Consider the following 18,812-nt stretch of genomic DNA (forward strand, 5'->3'; position numbering starts at 1 on the left):
AGGTGTAGGTCGTCTGCGAGCTGGTCAGGTTCTGTTCGAAGGTGTCCAGCGCGGAGGTGATCTTGCGGGCGTCGGTGCGCCAGCGTTCCATGAGCATGGTGAAGGCGGAGGCGCCCTGGCCCTGCCACTGCGCGCCGATGCTGGCGAGCTTGCCCTCGAGCTGGTTGAGCTCTGTGTTCAGTGATGCCTTCGCGTCGGCGACCACCTGCGCGCCCCGCTGTAGGGCGCCGTCTGCTGCGGAAACCTCGGTTGCCACAGTCACCTCCCGTGTTCGGGCCCCTCATTCGGGCCGGTGTCCTCCCAGCCGTCGGCCGCGAGCGCCGCCGTGTGGCGACGCGGACCAACCTAGGAAGCCGGACCGGCCGTGTCCATGGGCAGGTCTCCCCCGCCCCGGGGCGGGGGAGACCTGCCCATTTCCGGCCCGATGCCCGGCGCGCCACCGTCACGACCCGCGACCACCCGTTCGAGCCGCTGGGAGTCGGGCAAGGAGCCGTTCGCGCGCCGCCTGCTCAAGACCACGGCCGCCGACTGGGGCCCGAACGCCGAGGCCGCGATCCGCGGCCAGGTCACACCGGTCTCCCGCATCGGCATCGAGGAGTTCCTCGACTCCTCCATCGACTGGGAGCAGTTTCTCCTTCGCCACCCCGGAGGTGCTCGAGAAGAGTGCGCGCAGACAAGCCCTCGGGCATCGTGAACGACCCGAACGACTGGGCCCGCGAGGTCGGCAACCCGCGCTACATCCTCGACCCGATCCAGCGCGTGACCACCGTGTCGGTGGAGACCGTGCGTCTCGTCCACGCCCTCCCGCCGCTGCGGATCGTCGGCCTATGACGTTCCTGCCGCGCGACCGGGGCGGCCGCCGCCGCGAGATCCTCTCTGCGATGACCCGGCTCGATGTTCGCGTGGCGGTGTGGGTCGCGCGGGGTGAGCGGACAAGGAGGCAAGGCCCCACTGCCTCGAGGCATTGACGGCGGCGGCACGTCGAGACGGAGTCGATCGACTCGTCATCGAACGCGACGAATCGCTGCAGCGGGCCGACCGCAGCACGATCGCCGAGGTCGTGCGCCGCGACGAGGGCGCGTCGCTCGAATACCGGCACGCGGGTCCCCATGAGCAACCGCTGCTGTGGGTCGGCGACGCCGCGGCCTGGTGCGTCACGAACGGTGGCGAGTGGCGTCGTCGTGCGGATCCGCTCGTCGAATCGCGAATATTTCGTCTGTGAACATACGTGAGCCTGGCTCGTCGTACCGTCCGGAAGACTGCCAGGCTCCGAGGGCTACTGCCCGCCGCAGCCCTCATGATGTCAGCGCGTGATGGCTACGGTCCAGCGCTCGATGTGCATCGACTCAACCTCACCATCGACAGCAACGCGGTGGGCGCGACGGGGGCTCGGGTCAGGCGGAACAGTCGACGGCGACCGCGAGGGCCGCACAGATCTCGCGCATCCGGGTGTCGCGCAATCGTCCGGCACGGTTGACGAGAACAGCGATCGAGACGCTCTCCACCGAGTCGAGGTTCACCGCGCAGGGACGCGGCACGGGATCCTCACCGGGTTCGAGGACGACCTCGCTGACCAGCCCTCGGATCGTGGTCGTGCATGGAGCCACGAGTGCGCGGCGGTGCCGGGGGATCACGGCGTCACGCGAGAGCACGACGACCGGTCTGCGGCCGATCCCGGCCAGCTCGCACCACCAGACCTCGCCGCGCGTGGGGAGGTTGCTCACGAGGCGGCCGCGGCTCGCCGGAATGACGCCAGGTCGCCCCACTCGTCGGGCTCGTCGAGTGGGTGTTCGTCGTAGGCGGCGTAGCCTGCATCGATCTCTGCGGCGCGGTAGCGCGCCAGCAGCGCGCCGAGCGCCTCATCGACCAGGGCGGCATCGGTCGTGCCCGACCGCACCCTGCGAGCGTGTTCGAGCAGGGATGCATCCACCGTGGTGCTCAGTCGTGTGCGAGGCATGCCATCATTGTGCCACTCCTCTCGATCGGTCCGCCTGTGAACGGACGAGAGCCCGGCGCGCGGCCGTCTCGCTCGAGAACGGTGACGTAGGGTAGAACCCCCCCGGCGAGGAGGAAGCATGGCGGAATCGAGTCAGGCCAGTGGCTACCAGAGTGTCGGCAATGGCGTCTATCGGGTGACGGGCGCTATGCGTCGCAGCGCGATCACGGGGCGGTATGTGACCACCAAGTCCTCCGCCCCCGCGACCGGGCGCCGCGCCGCGCCGGAGCAGAAGCGCACCAAGTAGCGTCCGGGCATCGATTCGAGCACGGGCATCGATCGCCGGCAGCAGAGCCGGCTCGGTCAGTCCGAGGTGCGCCGGGCATACGCCCGCAGGGCGAACGGCGCGAACACGGCGGTGAGCACGCCCGCCCAGATGATCGTCGTGAGCACGGGGTGCTGCAGCGGCAGCGCGGCATCGGGGCCGGCCGCGGGACCGTTCCCCCACAGCACACGCATCGACTGTACGAGGGAGGAGACGGGGTTCCACTCGGCCATGGCGCGCAGCCAACCGGGCATCGGCGCGGTGGGCACGAAGGCGTTGGAGAGGAACGTGATCGGGAAGAGCGTCGAGAACATGAAGCCGTTCACGGCCTCGACCGAGCGCAGCCACGATCCGATGAGGATGCCGAACCAGATCATCCCGAACCCGAATAGGAGCACGAGCGCGAACGCGAGCACGGCCTCGCCGAGCGAGTTCCGGATCCGCCACCCGATCGCCAGGCCGGTCAGCGCCATCACGACGATGCCGATGGAGGAGTGCAGCAGGCTCGCGATGCTCCGGCCGATGAGCACGGAGGAGCGCCTGATCGGCAGGGAGCGGAACCGGTCGACGATCCCCTTCTCCACATCGGCGGTGATCCCGGTCGCGACGATGAACGCGGTGAACACGATCGTCTGGCCCATGATCCCCGGGAGCAGGAACTCCTTGTAGGAGGGCCCGCCGGTGTTCGTGATCGACGCGCCGAACACGTAGGCGAAGAGCACCACGAACATGATCGGTTGGATCGTCACGTCCGAGAGCATCTCCGGCATGCGGCGGGTGTGGATGAGGTTGCGGCGGACCATGATCCAGGACTGCTGCCACAGGTTCGTGCGCCGCTGCCGAGCCGGTGCGACGTGTGATCGGGGGGCGGTGGAGGCGGTCATCGGGATTCCTCGGGGGAGTCGTCGGCGAAATGTCCGGTGAGGGAGAGGAACACATCGTCGAGGCTCGGACGCGACAGGCCGATGTCGTCCACGGCGATCCGGCTGTTGCGCAGCCAATCCACGACGCGGGTGAGATCCTCGAGGCCGCCGGCGGGCATCGTCAGCCTGCGGGCGGCCCGATCCACGAACACCTCCGAGCCGGTCTTGCCGAGCAGGGCCTCGGCGGATCCGAGGTCGTCGGGGTCGGTCACCGTGATCACGAGGCTCGCCGCGCCGGCCTGGTTCTTGAGCTGCAGCGGGGTTCCCTGGGCGATGACCCGTCCCTTGTCGATGACGACGATGTCGTCGGCGAGGTGGTCGGCCTCCTCCAGGTACTGGGTCGTGAGCAGGAGGGTGGTGCCCTGGGCCACGAGGTCGCGGATCACCGCCCACATCTCGGCTCGGCTGCGCGGGTCGAGCCCGGTGGTGGGCTCGTCGAGGAACAGCACCGGCGGGGTGGCCAGCAGCGAGACGGCCAGGTCGAGCCGGCGGCGCATCCCGCCGGAATACGTCTTGACCTGCCGGTCGGCGGCCTCGGTGAGCGAGAAGTGCTCGAGCAGCTCGTCGCCGCGCCGGGCGAGCTCCCTGCGGCCGATTCCGTGGAGTCCGCCGATCATGCGGATGTTCTCGCGGCCGGTGAGGATCTCGTCGACGCTCGCCGCCTGCCCGGTCAGGCCCATGCTGCGGCGAACCGTGTCCGGCTCGGAGGCGACGTCGTAGCCGGCGACCCGGGCGCGACCGCTGGTCGGGGCCGACAGCGTCGTCATCATCCGCACGATCGTGGTCTTGCCGGCGCCGTTCGGGCCGAGCAGCCCGAGCACGGTTCCCCGGGGAACCTCGAAGCCGACGTCGTCGACGGCGGTGAAGTCGCCGAACCTCTTGACCAGCCCCTCCGCCTCGATCGCGGGGAGGCGGGTGCGATCGCGTACCTCCTGCCTACCCAGTTGCCTGATGGCCATGGCTCTCCACGGTGGTCGGTGGTGCCCGGCATCCGAGCGGCCGGGGCTCGGGTGCCGGTGCCGTGTACGACGACGGCGACGAATCAGTCAAGCACCGCCTCCCGGCGCCGGAAACCTCGAGAATCAGCACACGTCATCGATGCGACTGATGAGCGATCCCGGGGCCGCCCGCGTCGTCCCCGAGCCAGTCGAGCTTCGCGGACAAGGCAGCGGCGGCGCGGCGTATCGCCCGGACCGCCGGCGTGGCGTCGTCCGCGCGCCAGAGCAGCGACCACGGAAACAGCGACGGCGGCTCGAGCGGGCGCCACCGCAGGCCCGGCATCAACAGGTCGCACGAGGCGGGCACGATCGCGCCGCACTCGCGCTCCCCCACGAGGTAGGCCGCCGCGCGGATGCTCTGGGCGGTGCCGGGAAAGCGGACGGGCCGAAACCCGGCGGCGGCGCACATCGAGGTGACGAACTCGTTGAACTCGGGCGCCTCGGCGTCCTCGGCGAGCACGAGCTCGAGGCCGTCCAGGTCGGCGACGCTCACGGCCGCGGCCCGGGCGAGTGGATGGGCCTGCGCCACCAGCACGCCCATCGGGTCGAGCCGGAACACCTCGGAGGCGATTCCGCGGGGCGCGTCGGCGGCGTTGCCGACCCCCACGTCGATGGATCCCTCCGCGAGCATCCGGTACTGCGCCGGCACCGTCGCCTCGGTCCGGTGGACCACGAGACCGGGCCGGTTGTACTGCGCATGACGCAGGATCTGCGGCATCGAATCGAGGCTCGCATCCCCGATCGCCACCCGCACGACCTCGGCGTCCGCGCTCGCGGACCTCGTCGCGGCGACGGCGCGGTCGACCGCGCGAAGAACGCTCCGCGCCTGGCTCAGGAACACCGCGCCGGACGGCGTGAGCCGCACGTGATGGGTCGTGCGCTCGACCAGCACGACCCCGAGCAGGCGCTCCAGCCGCTGGATCTGCTGGCTCAGGGCGGACTGCACGATGTGCTCGCGCGCGGCGGCGCGGGCGAAGTGGAGCTCCTCGGCCAGCGTCACGAAATAGCGCAGCTGGCGCAGTTCGATCCCACGATCCCCGCCGCGAGTGCTCATCCGAACATCTTCGTCGCGGCCCGGTGCCGTGGCAATGAGCCCGGGCCCGGGCGAGTTCGCTCTCGACCCTGAGAACGAGTTGCCCGTCACGCGGCGAGCAGACGCGTCCGGCGAACAACGGACCGTTCCCGGCGCCGGGGCATGCGCCCTGTGAGCCGATTGTGAGCGCCGGCCGGTACCGTTCGATGCCACGGCACCGTCGGCGCACCTGCAGCGCCGCCCCGATCACCGGATCGGGCTGCCCGCAACCGCGCGAGCGGGGTGCGGGGGCGAATGCCGATGACACGGGAGGTCACGATGGGGCGAGGGCGCGTCGCGGGGTTCGTATGCGCGATGGTCGTGCTGGGAGGATGCTCGGGGGCCGACGCGCCCGAGGAACCGCCCGCTGACCCGGTGGACACGGCAGCGGCAGGGGATGCGGCCGGGCAGACCGAGCCGCCCGAGTCGGGCGAGGGCCCGCTCCGGGCCGGGCTGGCGGACCTCGGGTGGGAGTGCGAGGACCAGTCCTTCGACGCGGAGCTGCTGGCGGACGCCTTCTTCTGCTCGATGGACGAGGAGTTCTTCCTCGGCGCGGGGAACTTCCTCGAGGCGGGGGCCATGCAGGACTACCTCGACGAGGTCGTGATCGCGCTGCACTGCGAATCCTTCCCCGAGGACGAGGTCATTCACTGGGGGATCAAGGACTCGTGGCTCTTCGACGGCCACGACGGCACGGTCCCGGTGATCGCCGAGTCCCTCGACCAGCTGGGCGTGGAGCAGTTCAGCACACCGTGCTGAGGCCGCCGATCGCCCCGCCCCGCTCGAACGGCGAAGGCCCGCCGAGGCCGAATAGCCCCGGCCGAATGCGGTAGGCCCCGCGGGGCTCGAACCCGCAACCCACGGATTAAAAGTCCGTTGCTCTACCCATTGAGCTAGAGGCCCGCGGCCCACCCCGGAATCCGCCGGTGCGGCCACCCGAGAAGTGTAGTCGCTCGCGGCTCGCGGGCGAACGCGCGCACCCGGGCCGCGAGCGTCGTCCTCACGCCGTGTCGAACACCCGGCCGGTGTACCGGTTGGCGAAGACGCCGTGCGGATCCACCCGGTCGCGCACGGCGAGGAAGTCCCCGAACCGCGGGTACAGCTCCGCGAGGTCGGCGCGGCGGAGCCAATGGATCTTGCCCCAGTGCGGGCGCCCGCCGAAGTCGGCCATGATCGCCTCGACCGCCCGGAAATACTCGCGGAACCCCAGGCCGAGGTTCTGGTGGACGGCGACGTACGCCGTGCGCCGTCCAAAAGCGGTGGACAGCCACACGTCGTCGGCGGCGGCGAAGCGCACCTCGATCGGGAACGGCACGGCCGCGCGCCGTCGATCCAGCCACGCGCGCACCCGGGCGAGCGCCGGCGCGAGATCGGCGGCCCCGATCGCGTACTCCATCTCCCGGAAGCGCACCCGCCGCGGGGTCACGAACACCGCGTGGCTCGGGGCGGTGTAGGTGCGCTCGCCCAGGGCCCGCGCGGCGATCCGGTTGACCCACGGTGTGAGCCCGGGGGCGAGGGTGCACAGCTCGTTCGTCGCCGCGAACAGGCCGTTCGAGAGGAGCTCGTCGTCGAGGAGCCGGCGCGTCGTGGGCAGCGGCAGATCGTCGGCCGCGGCCACGTTGTTCGCCTTGGTCAGGGCGAGGTCGGTGTGCGGGAACCAGTAGAACTCGAAGTGATCGTTCGAGCGCACGGGCCCGTCGGTATCCGCGAGACCCTCGAGCACGGCCGCCAGGGGCCGCGGGGCCTCGTGCGCGTGGAGCACGAAGGCGGGCACGGCCCGCAGCGTGAGCGCCGTGATCACGCCGAGCGAGCCCACCCCGAGGCGCGCGGCCTCGAACAGGTCGGGCTCGGAGTCGGGCGTCGTGTCGCGGATCGACCCGTCGGCGGTGACGATCCGCACGTGCTCGACCATCCCCGCGAACCCGGTGAAGCGCTCGCCCGTGCCGTGGGTGCCCGTGCTCACCGCCCCCGCGAGGGTCTGGGCGTCGATATCGCCCATGTTCGCCAGCGCGAGGCCCCGCTCGGCGAGCTCGACACAGAGCCGCCGCAGCGTGATCCCCGCGCCGATCCGCACGGGCCTCGACCCGTCGGGGGACGGCGGTCCCACCCATTCGATCCGGTCGAGGGCGCTCAGGTCGACCGACGTGCCCGTGGTCACCGCACAGTCGGTGAACGAGTGGCCGGAGCCGACGGCGCGCATCCGCCGGCCCCCGGCGGCGGCCTCGCCCACGAGGCGGGCGAGGTCCTCGTCGGTGCGGGGGCGGGCCACCGCCCGCGGATGTGCCGCGGCCGTCGAGGCCCAATTGCGCCAGCGCGTGTCCGTCGTGGTCATGGTGGCGTCCAGTCTGCCGGAATCCCGCATCGGCCGGGGAGGAATTCCAGCGCGACGATGCGCGGCGTGGGCGACAATGAGCCCATGCCGCCCGCTCCCACCCCCGCGCCGTGGGCTCGGGTCACCCGCGACCTGCCGGCGCCGCTCGCCGTGGTGGACCTGCCCACGTTCGACCGCAACGCCGAGGATCTATCGCGCCGCGCCGGCGGCGTGCCCATCCGCGTGGCCTCGAAGTCCGTGCGCGTGCCCGAACTGCTGCGCCGCATGCTCGAGCGCCCCGGGACCATCGGCGTCATGGCCTACTCGCTGCGGGAGGCGATCTGGCTCGTGCGCGCCGGCCTGACCACCGACGTGCTGCTCGGCTACCCGGCCGTGGAGCCGGCCGCGCTCGCCGAGCTCGCCGCCGATCCCGGGTTGCGCCGGGCGATCACGTTGATGATCGACGACGCAGCTCACCTCGACCTCATCGCTCGCGCCGCCGCGGGCGCGGCCGGGCAGGACCTGGCCGCGCAGCCGGTGCGGGTGTGCCTCGACATCGACGCCTCGCTGCGGATCGGACGCGTGCACATCGGCGCCCGGCGCTCCCCGCTGCGCACGCCCGAGCAGGCGCGCCGGCTCGCCGCGGACGCCCACGGGCGGCCCGGGATCGCGGTGCGCGGCCTCATGTTCTACGAGGCGCAGGTCGCCGGGGTGGGCGAGGCCGGCTGGCGGGGGCCGATCGTGCGCGGGCTCAAGCGACTCTCCCTCGCCGAGCTGGCCACCCGGCGCGCGAGCGTGGTCCGCGCGGTCGAGGAGGTGACCGGGCCGGGTCTGCTCGTCAACGGCGGCGGCTCGGGTTCGGTGGCGCAGACGACCGCCGATCCGGTGATCACCGAGGTGACCGCGGGCTCCGGGCTGTTCGTACCCACCCTCTTCGATCACTATGCGGCGTTCACCCCGCGCCCGGCCGCGTTCTTCGGCCTCGACGTGGTGCGCCGCCCGGCGCCCGGATATGCGACGGCGTTCGCCGGTGGCTACATCGCCTCCGGTGCCGTGGGCAGCGACCGCTGGCCGGCCCCGCTCGCGGGCCGGCTCACCGGTTCCGAGGGTGCCGGTGAGGTGCAGACCCCGCTGCGATTCGGGGTCGGCCGTGAGCCCGCGATCGGGGACCGGGTGTGGTTCCGGCACGCCAAGGCGGGGGAGGCCATGGAGCGCTTCGACCGGGTGCATCTGGTGGACGGCGCCGACCTGCTCGCCACCGTGGCCACCTATCGCGGCGAGGGCCTCGACTTCGGCTGACGCGTCGACCAGGGCGGTGGCCTGGATTCCCGCGTCGACCGGGACGGTGGCCTGGCTTCCCGCGCCGAGCAGGGTCGTGGCCTTGATTCCTGCGTCGACCAGGGCGGTGGCCTCGATTCCGGCGCCGAGCAGGGTCGTCGGGTTGAAATGTGTCGGCGGACCAACGATTCGGCCCTGGTCGCCGGCGGATAGGGCCGCGGATGGGGCGGGAAGCAGGACCCTCCGCCGACTCCCCGTGAGCCGGCTCAGAGGGTCGCCAATGCCGGTGCGCCGCGGTTCGCGGCGCGGGTTCGGCCGCGTCTCCCGCGCTGACGGATCGTTGGCGCATCCCCGACCGGAGAACTATCGTGGGCGGGGTCTTTCCCACCCGAGCTCGAAAGGAAGCCCGTGACCGCACGGTTCCGACGCCCCGCGATGCTCTCCGCCCAGCGCGCCGAGGAGATCGTCGGCGACGTCGACCCCGCCAGCCGATCGGAGGCGGCCCACGCCACCGCCGTCGCCCTCGTGGTGCGCGGGCGCGCCGCGGCCCACGACGACGACCTCGTGGCCCGGCTCGTGGAGCTCGTGGACAACGAGGGAATCGACGACCTGGCGATGCTCTGGTCGAACGCCCCGGCCACGACCCTGCCCGGTGCCCTGTGGCGGCTCTATCAGCTGCGGGAGTGGACGAGGAACGACGCCCACCGGGTCGCCGAGCACTTCCGCCTCGGCTCCCGCGCCGCCCAGGTCGACGAGGTGGTGGCGGGAGTCGCACCGCTGCCCGGGCCGAGCGAGGTACGCGACCTGGCGGACGCCGTCCTCACGGGCGTGTACCGGGGCGACTTCGCGGTCGCGCTCGAACGGGCGGGCGCCTTCTGCCGGGTGCTCGCGACCGGCTGCGCGCTCGACGCCGACACCCTGACCGACGACGCCGAGGCCTCCCGCCTCACGCGCCAGGGCGCCACGCTGCAGGCCGTCGCGGAGGAACTCACGGTGGCCGCCGGCCTGTGGCGGGCGGAGAAGCTCGATTGATGGACCCGAGCCCGCCGAGCCCGCCGAGCACGCCGACACCGCCGACGCTGCACACCGGCGTGCCCGACGCGGGCGCCGTCCGCGCCCTCGCCGCCGCCGCGAGGCAGGCCGACGGCATCGACCCCTACGACGAGCAGACCCTCCTCAACCTCGACTCGGGCGCGGTGACCCACCTCCAGCTGGCCGGCCCCACCGGATCCACCGGACCGGTGGGTTATGCCCAGATCGACCGGGGCTCGGCCGAACTCGCGATCCATCCGGACTACCGCCGCGCCGGCTGCGGTGCCCACCTGCTCGCGGCCGTGCTCGAGGCCGGTCCGCCCGAGCTCGCGATCTGGGCCCACGGGAACCTCCCGGGCGCCGCCGCGCTCGCCGCCCGGCGCGGCCTGCGCGTCACCCGGGAGCTGCTCTACCTCACCGCCGAGCTCACGCCCACGGTGCCCACAGTGTCCGAGGCGCCCACGGTGCCCACAGTGTTGACAGCGCCCACAGCGCCCGAGGTCCCGGCGGGGATCGAGCTGGCGACGTTCGCGCCGGGCACCCGCGACGAGGCGGACTGGCTCGCCCTCAACGCGGCCGCCTTCGCCGACCATCCCGAGCAGGGGCGCCTCACGGCCGCCGACCTGCACGCCCGCATGGCCCAGCCGTGGTTCGACCCGAGCCTGTTCTGGCTCGCGCGCGCGCACGACACCTCCGCCCTCCTCGGGGCGATGTGGGTCAAGCCCGCTGTGCCGAGCGGGCCCGCCGAGCCCAATGAACGGAGTGGGCAGAACGTCGGGGGAACGGCCGAGATCTACGTGCTCGGGGTGCACCCCGAGGCGCAGGGACGGCGCCTGGGCACCCTGCTCACGCGCGTCGCCATGGCCGAGGCCCGCCGGCGCGGGTATGCGCGCATGGACCTGTACGTCGAGCGCGAGAACCACCCGGCGGTCGCGACCTACGCCCGCCACGGCTTCGTCACCGCCCAGCGCCACGTGCAGTACTCGCGCTGACCCGGCCCTCGCGCCGACCCGGCATTCACATTCGGCCGATCCCGTGCACGTCCCCAGGATGTGGTGCGAGCATTGGGCCATGACCGAGATCGCGACCGATGACGTGCGCGCCGAGACGGACCTGCCCGAGGGCCGCTTCGGCGACCGGGAACTGAGCTGGCTGGCCTTCAACGAACGAGTGCTCGAACTGGCCGAGGACTCAGGCCTCCCGCTGCTCGAGCGGGTGCGCTACCTGTCGATCTTCGCCTCGAACCTCGACGAGTTCTTCATGGTGCGCGTGGCCGGCCTCAAGCGCCGGATCGCCACCGGCATGGCCGTGACCGCGGCCTCGGGCCTGCAGCCCCGGCAGGTGCTCGAGGCGATCGGCGAGACCGCCCACCAGCTCACCGACCGGCACGCCCGAGTGTTCGCGGCGGACGTGGCGCCGGCGCTCGCCGCCGAGGGGATCACCCTCGTGCGCTTCGACGACCTCGCGGGGTCCGAGCAGGACCGGCTCCACAAGTACTTCCGCAAGATGATCTTCCCCGTGCTCACCCCGCTCGCGGTCGACCCGGCCCATCCGTTCCCGTACATCTCCGGGCTGTCGCTCAACCTCGCGGTCGTCGTGCGCAATCCCGGCACGGGGCGGGAGCACTTCGCCCGCGTCAAGGTGCCGCCGCTGCTGCCCCGGTTCATCGCGGTCGACGCCCGCGGCCGCCCCCACGACCCGGCCGACATCGAGGGGGAGGAGAGTTCCTTCGTGCCGATCGAGGACGTGATCGCCCACTTCCTCGACTACCTGTTCCCCGGCATGGACGTCGTGGAACACCACGTCTTCCGGGTCACCCGCAACGAGGACCTCGAGGTGGAGGAGGACGACGCCGAGAATCTGCTCAAGGCCCTCGAACGGGAGCTGCTGCGGCGCCGCTTCGGCCCGCCGGTCCGCCTCGAGCTGGCCCGCGGGTTCACCCCGAAGGTGCGCGACATGCTCGTCTCCGAGCTCGGCATCGTGGAATCGGACGTGTACGAGCTGCCCGCCCCGCTCGACCTGACCGGCCTCAATCTCATCGCCGACCTCGACCGGGCCGAGCTGTCGTTCCGGCCGTTCGTGGCCGGCACCGCCCGCGGCCTCTCCCAGGTCGAGAGCGCGAACCCCACCGACGTGTTCGAGGCCATCCGGGACGGGGAGATCCTGCTCCACCACCCGTACGACTCATTCGCCACGAGCGTGCAGCAGTTCCTCTCCCAGGCCGCGGCCGATCCGCAGGTGCTGGCCATCAAGCAGACCCTGTACCGCACCTCGGGCGACTCGCCGATCGTCGACGCCCTGATCGACGCCGCCGAGGCCGGCAAGCAGGTGCTCGCGGTCGTGGAGATCAAGGCCCGATTCGACGAACAGGCGAACATCTCCTGGGCCCGCAAGCTCGAACAGGCCGGGGTGCACGTCGTCTACGGGATCGTCGGCCTCAAGACCCACTGCAAGCTCACCCTCGTGGTGCGCCAGGAGGCCGACGGGCTGCGCCGCTACTGCCACATCGGCACCGGCAACTACAACCCGAAGACGGCCCGACTGTACGAGGACTACGGCCTGCTCACGTGCGATCCGGACGTCGGCCAGGACCTGACCCGGCTGTTCAACCAGCTCTCCGGTTACGCGCCCAAGGCGAAGTTCCACCGGCTGCTCGTGGCCCCGCGCTCCGTGCGCTCCGGGCTCATCGAGCGGATCGAGCGGGAGGTCGCGCACCACCGCGACGGTCAGGAGGCGTGGATCAAGTTCAAGGTGAACTCGATCGTGGACGAGGAGACGATCGACGCGCTCTACCGGGCCTCCCGGGCCGGGGTTCCCGTCGACCTCCTCGTGCGCGGCACGACCGCCCTCGAGGCGGGCGTCCCGGGCCTGAGCGAGAGCATCCGGGTGCGCTCGATCCTCGGCCGGTTCCTCGAGCACTCCCGCGTGTTCGCCTTCGCCCGCGGCGGCGACCCCGAGGTGCTCCTCGGCAGCGCCGACCTCATGCACCGCAACCTCGACCGCCGCATCGAGGTGCTCATCCGGGTCGTCGATCACGAACACGTCGCCGAACTCGTCAGCCTCATCGACGTGGCCATGTCCCCCTCGACCGCCAGCTGGCACCAGTTGTACGACCCGGAGGGTCCGCCCGATCGCCCGGGCCGGAACGGTCGGATCTTCTGGCGCCGCGCGGACCGCGACGCCGACGGCAACCGGCTCGCCGACCTGCAGGAACTGCTCATGTCCTCCCACCGGCCCATGATGCGCGCGACGTACCGCTCCGCGGCGCCGCACCGGTCGACGGGCCGCTAGGGGTGTCCGGCGCCAAGAAGCCCGTGCACGCCGCGGGCGCCCTCCTCTGGCGGCTCGCCGGCGGCCACCTCGAGGTGCTGCTCGTGCACCGGCCCGGCTACGACGACTGGTCCTGGCCCAAGGGGAAGCTCCACAAGCACGAGACGCTGCCCGCCGCGGCCGTGCGCGAGGTCCGGGAGGAGACCGGGGTCGAGGCCGTGCTCGGGCGGCCCCTGCCGACCGTGCGCTACGTGCTCGGCGGCGGCACCCCGAAGGTGTGCTGGTACTGGGCCGCCACCCCGGCCGCGGGGATCGACCACTCCACCGCCGTGCCGACCACCCCGGAGGAGGTCGACGAGGCCCGGTGGGTCGAGGCGGTGCAGGCCCTGGAGATGCTCACCCGCCGCGCCGACCGGGCCCCGCTCATGGCCCTGCTCGAGCTGCACGCGGACGGCACGCTGGCGACCTGGCCGGTGCTGCTCGTGCGGCACGGACGCGCCCGGCGCCGATCCGCCTGGCAGGGCGGGGAGGACACCCGTCCGCTCACGGCGACCGGGCAGAATCAGGCGCGATCGCTCGTGCCGATCCTGTCCGCCTACGGCGCCGCCCGCATCCTCACCTCGCCGTGGGCGCGGTGCGCCCTGACCGTCACCCCCTACTCCGAGGCCGCCGGCGTGCCGGTGGCCGTGCTCGAGGAACTGACCGAGGACGGCGCCCGCCACGCACCGGACCGCGCGCGGGCCGTGCTCGAGTCGGTGCTCTCGCTACGACAGCCGGCGACCGTCGTCTGTACGCATCGACCGGTGCTCCCGGTGGCCCTCGCCGCGCTCGCCGCGCGGGCCCCGGACCCGGTGGCGGCCCGGCTGCCCGCCGCGGATCCGTATCTGCGCACCGGCGAGGTGCTCATCGCCCACATCGGCCGGCCCGTCCGCCGGAACCCGGCCAAACCGGGCCGCAAGAAGCCGGCCGTCGTGGCCGCCGAGCTGTACCGCGGGCGCAGCTGAGGTTCGTTCACCCACTGTTCACCCGGGCGTCAGCCCGGCGTCACCGGCGCGAGGATCCGGCGTCACGTGGGGTTCCTAACGTGGGCCGTGGCCGCGGAGTTCGCGGCCCACGACCTGAACAGATTGGGACAACCACCGTGAGCATTGCTCCGATTCGACGCTCGGCCCGCCGGGCGGGTGCCGTCGCCGGCTCCGTCATCGCGGCCGCGCTGGTCCTGACCGCCTGCGGGCCCGCGAACAACGGCGGGAACACCTCGGCCGACGGCGCGGCCCCCGGCGGCGGCGCCGCCTCCGAGCTCTCCGGCATGATCGCCGGCTCGGGCGCCTCCTCGCAGGAGAACGCCGCCCTCGGCTGGATCGCCGGGTTCACCGAGGCGAACCCGGACGTGACCGTCAACTACGACCCGACCGGGTCCGGCACCGGGCGCGAGCAGTTCCTCAACGGCACCGTGCAGTTCGCCGGTTCCGATGCGGCGCTCAGCCCCGAGGAGCTCGAGGAGGCCGGTGCCCGGTGCCTCGGCGGCGAGGCCCTCGAGCTGCCGCTGTACATCTCCCCGATCGCGATCGTGTTCAACCTGCCCTCCCTCGGGGCGGAGCACGTCAACCTCGAGCCCGAGACCATCGCCGGCATCTTCGCGGGCGAGGTGACCAACTGGAGCGACCCGGCCATCGTGGCCGCCAACCCGGAGATCGAGCTGCCGGACCTGGAGATCGTGCCGGTCAACCGTTCGGACAAGTCCGGCACGACCGAGAACTTCACCGACTACCTGGCCGCCGTCGCCCCCGACGTGTGGACCCACGGCCCGGTCGAGGAGTGGCCGATCGCCGGCACCCAGTCCGGTCAGCAGACCTCCGGGATGATCGACGTCGTCTCCGCCGCCGAGGGAACGATCGGCTACGCCGACGCCTCCCGGGTCGGTGACCTGGGCACCGTGGCGGTCGGCGTGGGCGGCCAGTTCGTGCCGCTGTCCGCGGAGGCCGCGGCCAAGGTCGTCGACGTCTCGCCCCCGACCGAGGACGCCACCGACCTGCGGCTGACCATCGAGCTCGCCCGCGACACGACCGAGTCGGGCTCCTACCCGATCGTGCTCGTCTCCTACCTCATCGCCTGCTCCACGTACGAGGACCCGGCCCAGGCCGCCAACGTGGCCGCCTACCTCACCTACGTCGCGAGCGAGGCGGGTCAGGCCCGCGCCGCGGAGCCCGACGTCGCCGGCTCCGCGCCGATCTCCGCCGACCTCCGCCAGAAGGTCGAGACCGCCATCTCAGCAATCGGCGCGAACTGATTCGCGTACTGGAGTTCTCGTGACCTCAGCAACTCCCCGCCTTTCCCCGCCGAGCCCGGCCAGTTCCGGGCTCGGCGGGGAGAGCCGTTCCGGCCGCTTCGGCAACCGCCTCTTCGCGGCGATCTCCACCGGGGCCGGCGTGACCATCCTCATCGCGCTCGCCGCCGTGGCCGCCTTCCTGCTCGTGCGGGCCTGGCCCGCGTTCACCGCCTCGCCCGGCGAGGTCGCCGACGCCACCCAGGGCGCCGGCTTCTGGGGCTACGTCGCCCCGCTGGCCTTCGGCACCGTGCTCTCCTCCGCGATCGCGCTCGTCATCGCCGTGCCGCTGAGCATCGGCATCGCGCTGTTCATCTCGCACTACGCCCCGCGCCGGCTGGCGTCCGGCCTCGGGTACCTCATCGACCTGCTCGCCGCGATCCCCTCGGTCGTGTTCGGGCTCTGGGGGATGGCGTTCCTGCAGCCGCTCATCAGCCCGGTGCTGGAATGGCTCAGCTCGACCCTCGGGTTCATCCCGATCTTCGCCGGCTACCAGGCCCCCGCCCGGAACGTGCTCACCGCCGGCATCGTGCTCGCGGTCATGATCATGCCGATCATCACCGCGACGATCCGCGAGGTGTTCCTGCAGGTGCCGCGGCTGCACGAGGAGGCCTCCCTCGCGCTCGGCGCCACCCGCTGGGAGATGATCCGCCAGGCCGTGCTGCCCTTCGGCAAGTCGGGCATCATCTCCGCCTCGATGCTCGGCCTCGGGCGCGCCCTCGGGGAGACCATGGCGGTGCTCATGGTGCTCTCGCCCGGCTTCGCGATCAACTTCTTCCTCCTCAAGCCCGGCCAGCACAGCTCGATCGCGGCGAATATCGCCGCCCAGTTCCCGGAGTCCTCGGGGATCGCGGTCGACGTGCTCATCGCCACCGGGCTCATCCTGTTCATCCTCACCTTCGCGGTGAACCTGCTCGCGCGCTGGATCGTCGCCCGCCGCGCCCAATTCGACGGAGCGAACTGATGACCGCGCCCGTGACCGCCGCCGAATCCCGCGCGTCCGCCGCCGACGCGGGCCGGACCCGCCCAGACCCAGCCGGGTCCGGCCGCGTCCGCCGTCCGATCCCCGAACCCACGCCGGTGCCGATGGCCCATCGCCGCCGCAAGGACCGCCTCGCCACCATCGCGGTGTGCGGGGCGTTCGTGCTCGCGCTCGTCCCGCTCGTCTCGCTCGTGTGGATCGTGGTGAGCAACGGGATCTCCCGCTTCGGCTGGACGTTCCTCAACACCGACATGGTCGGCGTGTACGGCTCGATGGTCTCCGGCGGTGTCTACCACGCGATCATCGGCACCCTGCAGGTGACCGGGATCGCGGCCGTCATCTCCATCCCGCTGGGGATCTTCACGGCCATCTACCTCGTGGAGTACGGGCGCGGCCCCCTCAAGCGCGGGATCACCCTGCTCGTCGACGTCATGACCGGGATCCCCTCGATCGTCGCCGGACTCTTCGCCTTCGCCCTGTTCACGATCCTGTTCGGCCCGGCCTACAAGGCCGCCGTCATCGGCGGCGTCGCGCTCGCGGTGCTCATGACCCCGGTCGTGGTGCGCTCCGTGGAGGAGATGCTGCGGCTCGTGCCGAACGAGCTGCGGGAGGCCGCCTACGCCCTCGGCGTGCCGCGCTGGCTCACGATCGTCAAGGTCGTGCTGCGCACCGCCATCGCCGGCATCACCACCGGCATCATGATCGCGATCGCGCGGGTGATCGGGGAGACGGCGCCGCTGCTCGTGACCGTCGGCCTCGCCGCGGGCGTCAACTGGAACGCCTTCGAGGGCCGGGTGGCCACGCTGCCGGTCTACGTGTACCGCCAGTACGCCCAGGGCGGGGCCTCGATCGACCGCGCCTGGGCCGGAGCGCTCACCCTCATCGCCATCGTCATGCTGCTCAACCTCCTCGCCCGGCTCGTCAGCCGCTACTTCTCCCCCCGAACCTGAAGGAACCCATCGTGACCCGTCGCATCGAGATCAGCGACCTCGACGTCTACTACGGCCCCAAGCACGCCGTCGCGGACGTGACCATGACCATCGAACCGAGTTCGATCACCGCCCTGATCGGGCCCTCCGGGTGTGGCAAGTCCACGTTCCTGCGCACGATCAACCGGATGCACGAGGTGATCCCGGGCGCCCGCGTCGAGGGGTCCATCGTGATGGACGGCGTGGACCTCTACCGCAGGGACGTCGACCCCGTGGACGTTCGCCGACGCATCGGGATGGTGTTCCAGCGCCCGAACCCGTTCCCCACGATGTCGATCGCCGAGAACGTGCTCGCCGGGATCCGGCTCAACAGCCGCCGGATCGGCAAGTCCGACGGCGAGGCGCTGGTCGAGTCGGCGCTCACGGGCGCGAACCTGTTCAACGAGGTGAAGGACCGCCTCGACGCCCCCGCGTCCGCGCTGTCCGGGGGCCAGCAGCAGCGGCTGTGCATCGCCCGCGCCATCGCGGTGCGCCCCCAGGTGCTGCTCATGGACGAGCCCTGCTCGGCCCTCGACCCGATCTCGACGCTGGCGATCGAGGAGCTCATGAGCGAGCTCAAGGAGGACTACACGATCGTCATCGTCACCCACAACATGCAGCAGGCGGCGCGGGTGAGCGACCGCACCGGATTCTTCAACATCGCCGGCACCGGAGCGCCCGGGCGTCTGATCGAGCTCGACGACACCGCCACGATGTTCGCCTCACCGAAGGAGCAGGCGACCGAGGACTACATCGCCGGCCGCTTCGGCTGAGTCGGAGGGGGCCCGGGGATCGAACCTGGTCCCGGGCCCCCTCGCCATCACTCGGGCTACAGGCCGGAGTCGCGGAAGCTCTGCTCCACGGGATCCTCGGTCGCCGCGATGCACACGACCTCGCGGTCGTTCGCCTTCGTCCAGGTCTCCTCGTTCGGCGGGATCACCAGATAGGCGACCGCGGACTCCTCGGAGGGCGTGCCCACGTAGGCCTCGAAGGCGTCGTAGCACGCCTGGTCGGCCGCCTCCCCGACGGCGTCGTCGCCGGGGTAGTCGCCGTCGTCGAGGGCGGCGAGGTGGAAGACCTCCGCGTCGTGGGAGGTGTCACAGCCCACGGCGGGGATGTCGGTGATCTCGTCCTGCAGGTCACTGAGGTTCGTGCACGTGCCCACCGAGGCGGTGGCGACGGTGGAGCAGGCGGCGAGCCCGAGGCTGCCGGCCGAGACGAGCAGGGCACCGACGGTGGCGGCGCCGAGGCGACGGGGGAGGGACAACGGAGAATCCGATCGACTGGAGGAATAGAACGTTTCGACCCTAGCCAGATCGGCCCCCGACACCTACTCCGTCCACAGGGCAGGGGTACCCATGACGAGTCGCGCCCGGGCCGCCGCGCCCGCC

22 protein-coding genes and 1 tRNA gene are annotated in these 18,812 nt (G+C 71.9%); 14 read left to right on the forward strand and 9 right to left on the reverse strand.

Annotated elements, in window-relative coordinates; translation table 11 throughout:
• The coding region (locus GCG21_RS10420; protein ID WP_370517447.1) for a WXG100 family type VII secretion target at positions 1-256 on the reverse strand (256 nt) is incomplete at its 3' end.
• A 168-nt stretch (positions 257-424) separates the two neighbouring features.
• Here GCG21_RS10420 and GCG21_RS10425 point away from each other — a divergent pair.
• From GCG21_RS10425 to GCG21_RS10430, 3 genes are all read left to right on the forward strand, one after another.
• A complete protein-coding gene (locus GCG21_RS10425) occupies positions 425-694 on the forward strand; it encodes a hypothetical protein (protein WP_227993632.1) in 270 nt (89 codons plus the stop codon).
• A complete protein-coding gene (locus tag GCG21_RS16275) occupies positions 664-831 on the forward strand; it encodes a hypothetical protein (RefSeq protein ID WP_194165045.1) in 168 nt (55 codons plus the stop codon). Before GCG21_RS10425 ends, GCG21_RS16275 begins: the two co-directional genes overlap by 31 nt.
• A gap of 133 nt (positions 832-964) precedes the next feature.
• Complete coding sequence (locus tag GCG21_RS10430) at positions 965-1,222, forward strand: hypothetical protein (RefSeq protein ID WP_152909632.1); 258 nt, start codon at positions 965-967, stop codon at positions 1,220-1,222.
• Positions 1,223-1,394: 172 nt separating this feature from the next.
• On the opposite strand, the gene GCG21_RS10435 is transcribed toward GCG21_RS10430, so the two are convergent.
• Complete coding sequence (locus GCG21_RS10435; protein ID WP_370517448.1) at positions 1,395-1,724, reverse strand: type II toxin-antitoxin system PemK/MazF family toxin; 330 nt, start codon at positions 1,722-1,724, stop codon at positions 1,395-1,397.
• Positions 1,721-1,957 carry a type II toxin-antitoxin system VapB family antitoxin gene (locus GCG21_RS10440; protein WP_152909633.1) on the reverse strand — a complete coding sequence of 79 codons (237 nt, stop codon included), beginning with the start codon at positions 1,955-1,957 and terminating at the stop codon, positions 1,721-1,723. Before GCG21_RS10440 ends, GCG21_RS10435 begins: the two co-directional genes overlap by 4 nt.
• Before the next feature lie 118 nt (positions 1,958-2,075).
• On the opposite strand from GCG21_RS10440, the gene GCG21_RS16280 reads away from it, so the two are divergent.
• Positions 2,076-2,243 (forward strand): hypothetical protein, encoded by a 168-nt coding sequence (locus GCG21_RS16280; RefSeq protein ID WP_194165046.1) that lies wholly within the window; start codon positions 2,076-2,078, stop codon positions 2,241-2,243.
• Positions 2,244-2,299: 56 nt separating this feature from the next.
• Here GCG21_RS16280 and GCG21_RS10445 read toward each other — a convergent pair whose 3' ends face one another.
• From GCG21_RS10445 to GCG21_RS10455, 3 genes are all read right to left on the reverse strand, one after another.
• Positions 2,300-3,145: an ABC transporter permease gene (locus tag GCG21_RS10445; RefSeq protein WP_152909634.1), complete on the reverse strand. Its 846-nt coding sequence runs from the start codon at positions 3,143-3,145 to the stop codon at positions 2,300-2,302.
• Positions 3,142-4,143, reverse strand: a complete 1,002-nt coding sequence (locus GCG21_RS10450; RefSeq protein WP_152909635.1) for an ATP-binding cassette domain-containing protein — start codon at positions 4,141-4,143, stop codon at positions 3,142-3,144. The genes GCG21_RS10445 and GCG21_RS10450 overlap by 4 nt, the downstream gene beginning before the upstream one ends.
• A 133-nt stretch (positions 4,144-4,276) precedes the next feature.
• Positions 4,277-5,236, reverse strand: a complete 960-nt coding sequence (locus tag GCG21_RS10455) for a LysR substrate-binding domain-containing protein (RefSeq protein WP_152909636.1) — start codon at positions 5,234-5,236, stop codon at positions 4,277-4,279.
• Between the two features lie 393 nt (positions 5,237-5,629).
• Here GCG21_RS10455 and GCG21_RS10460 point away from each other — a divergent pair, with 393 nt between their 5' ends.
• On the forward strand, positions 5,630-6,013 hold the full coding sequence (locus GCG21_RS10460) for a hypothetical protein (protein ID WP_152909637.1): 384 nt from the start codon (positions 5,630-5,632) through the stop codon (positions 6,011-6,013).
• A 71-nt stretch (positions 6,014-6,084) separates the two neighbouring features.
• On the opposite strand, the gene GCG21_RS10465 is transcribed toward GCG21_RS10460, so the two are convergent.
• Both GCG21_RS10465 and GCG21_RS10470 read right to left on the reverse strand, forming a co-directional pair.
• Positions 6,085-6,157: transfer RNA gene (locus tag GCG21_RS10465), tRNA-Lys, on the reverse strand.
• 97 nt (positions 6,158-6,254) lie between these two features.
• On the reverse strand, positions 6,255-7,586 hold the full coding sequence (locus GCG21_RS10470; RefSeq protein WP_152909638.1) for a D-arabinono-1,4-lactone oxidase: 1,332 nt from the start codon (positions 7,584-7,586) through the stop codon (positions 6,255-6,257).
• Positions 7,587-7,670: 84 nt separating this feature from the next.
• Between GCG21_RS10470 and GCG21_RS10475 the strand changes: the two genes are divergently transcribed.
• The 9 genes from GCG21_RS10475 (at position 7,671) to pstB (ending at position 18,194) form a co-directional block, all read left to right on the forward strand.
• On the forward strand, positions 7,671-8,864 hold the full coding sequence (locus tag GCG21_RS10475) for an alanine racemase (RefSeq protein WP_227993636.1): 1,194 nt from the start codon (positions 7,671-7,673) through the stop codon (positions 8,862-8,864).
• A 387-nt stretch (positions 8,865-9,251) separates the two neighbouring features.
• Entirely contained in the window at positions 9,252-9,875 is a 624-nt protein-coding gene (locus tag GCG21_RS10480; RefSeq protein ID WP_370517450.1) for a hypothetical protein, read from the forward strand.
• Positions 9,875-10,867 carry a mycothiol synthase gene (gene mshD / locus GCG21_RS10485; RefSeq protein ID WP_152909640.1) on the forward strand — a complete coding sequence of 331 codons (993 nt, stop codon included), beginning with the start codon at positions 9,875-9,877 and terminating at the stop codon, positions 10,865-10,867. Before GCG21_RS10480 ends, mshD begins: the two co-directional genes overlap by 1 nt.
• Positions 10,868-10,946: 79 nt before the next feature.
• Complete coding sequence (locus tag GCG21_RS10490; protein ID WP_227993639.1) at positions 10,947-13,166, forward strand: RNA degradosome polyphosphate kinase; 2,220 nt, start codon at positions 10,947-10,949, stop codon at positions 13,164-13,166.
• A 23-nt stretch (positions 13,167-13,189) separates the two neighbouring features.
• A complete protein-coding gene (locus GCG21_RS17285) occupies positions 13,190-14,149 on the forward strand; it encodes an NUDIX hydrolase (RefSeq protein ID WP_194165050.1) in 960 nt (319 codons plus the stop codon).
• Between the two features lie 137 nt (positions 14,150-14,286).
• Positions 14,287-15,435, forward strand: a complete 1,149-nt coding sequence (gene pstS / locus GCG21_RS10500; protein ID WP_370517451.1) for a phosphate ABC transporter substrate-binding protein PstS — start codon at positions 14,287-14,289, stop codon at positions 15,433-15,435.
• A gap of 19 nt (positions 15,436-15,454) precedes the next feature.
• The gene (gene pstC, locus GCG21_RS10505; RefSeq protein ID WP_153878848.1) at positions 15,455-16,435 is read left to right on the forward strand and encodes a phosphate ABC transporter permease subunit PstC; all 981 of its coding nucleotides are present in this window, start codon (positions 15,455-15,457) and stop codon (positions 16,433-16,435) included.
• On the forward strand, positions 16,435-17,403 hold the full coding sequence (gene pstA / locus GCG21_RS10510) for a phosphate ABC transporter permease PstA (RefSeq protein ID WP_152909642.1): 969 nt from the start codon (positions 16,435-16,437) through the stop codon (positions 17,401-17,403). Before pstC ends, pstA begins: the two co-directional genes overlap by 1 nt.
• Positions 17,404-17,414: 11 nt before the next feature.
• Complete coding sequence (gene pstB / locus GCG21_RS10515) at positions 17,415-18,194, forward strand: phosphate ABC transporter ATP-binding protein PstB (protein ID WP_153878846.1); 780 nt, start codon at positions 17,415-17,417, stop codon at positions 18,192-18,194.
• A gap of 56 nt (positions 18,195-18,250) precedes the next feature.
• On the opposite strand, the gene GCG21_RS10520 is transcribed toward pstB, so the two are convergent.
• Positions 18,251-18,688 carry a septum formation family protein gene (locus GCG21_RS10520; RefSeq protein WP_194165047.1) on the reverse strand — a complete coding sequence of 146 codons (438 nt, stop codon included), beginning with the start codon at positions 18,686-18,688 and terminating at the stop codon, positions 18,251-18,253.
• Positions 18,689-18,812 lie beyond the last annotated feature (124 nt).

Source organism: Pseudactinotalea sp. HY160 (assembly GCF_009372055.1).
Classification (GTDB): Bacteria; Actinomycetota; Actinomycetes; order Actinomycetales; family Beutenbergiaceae; genus HY158.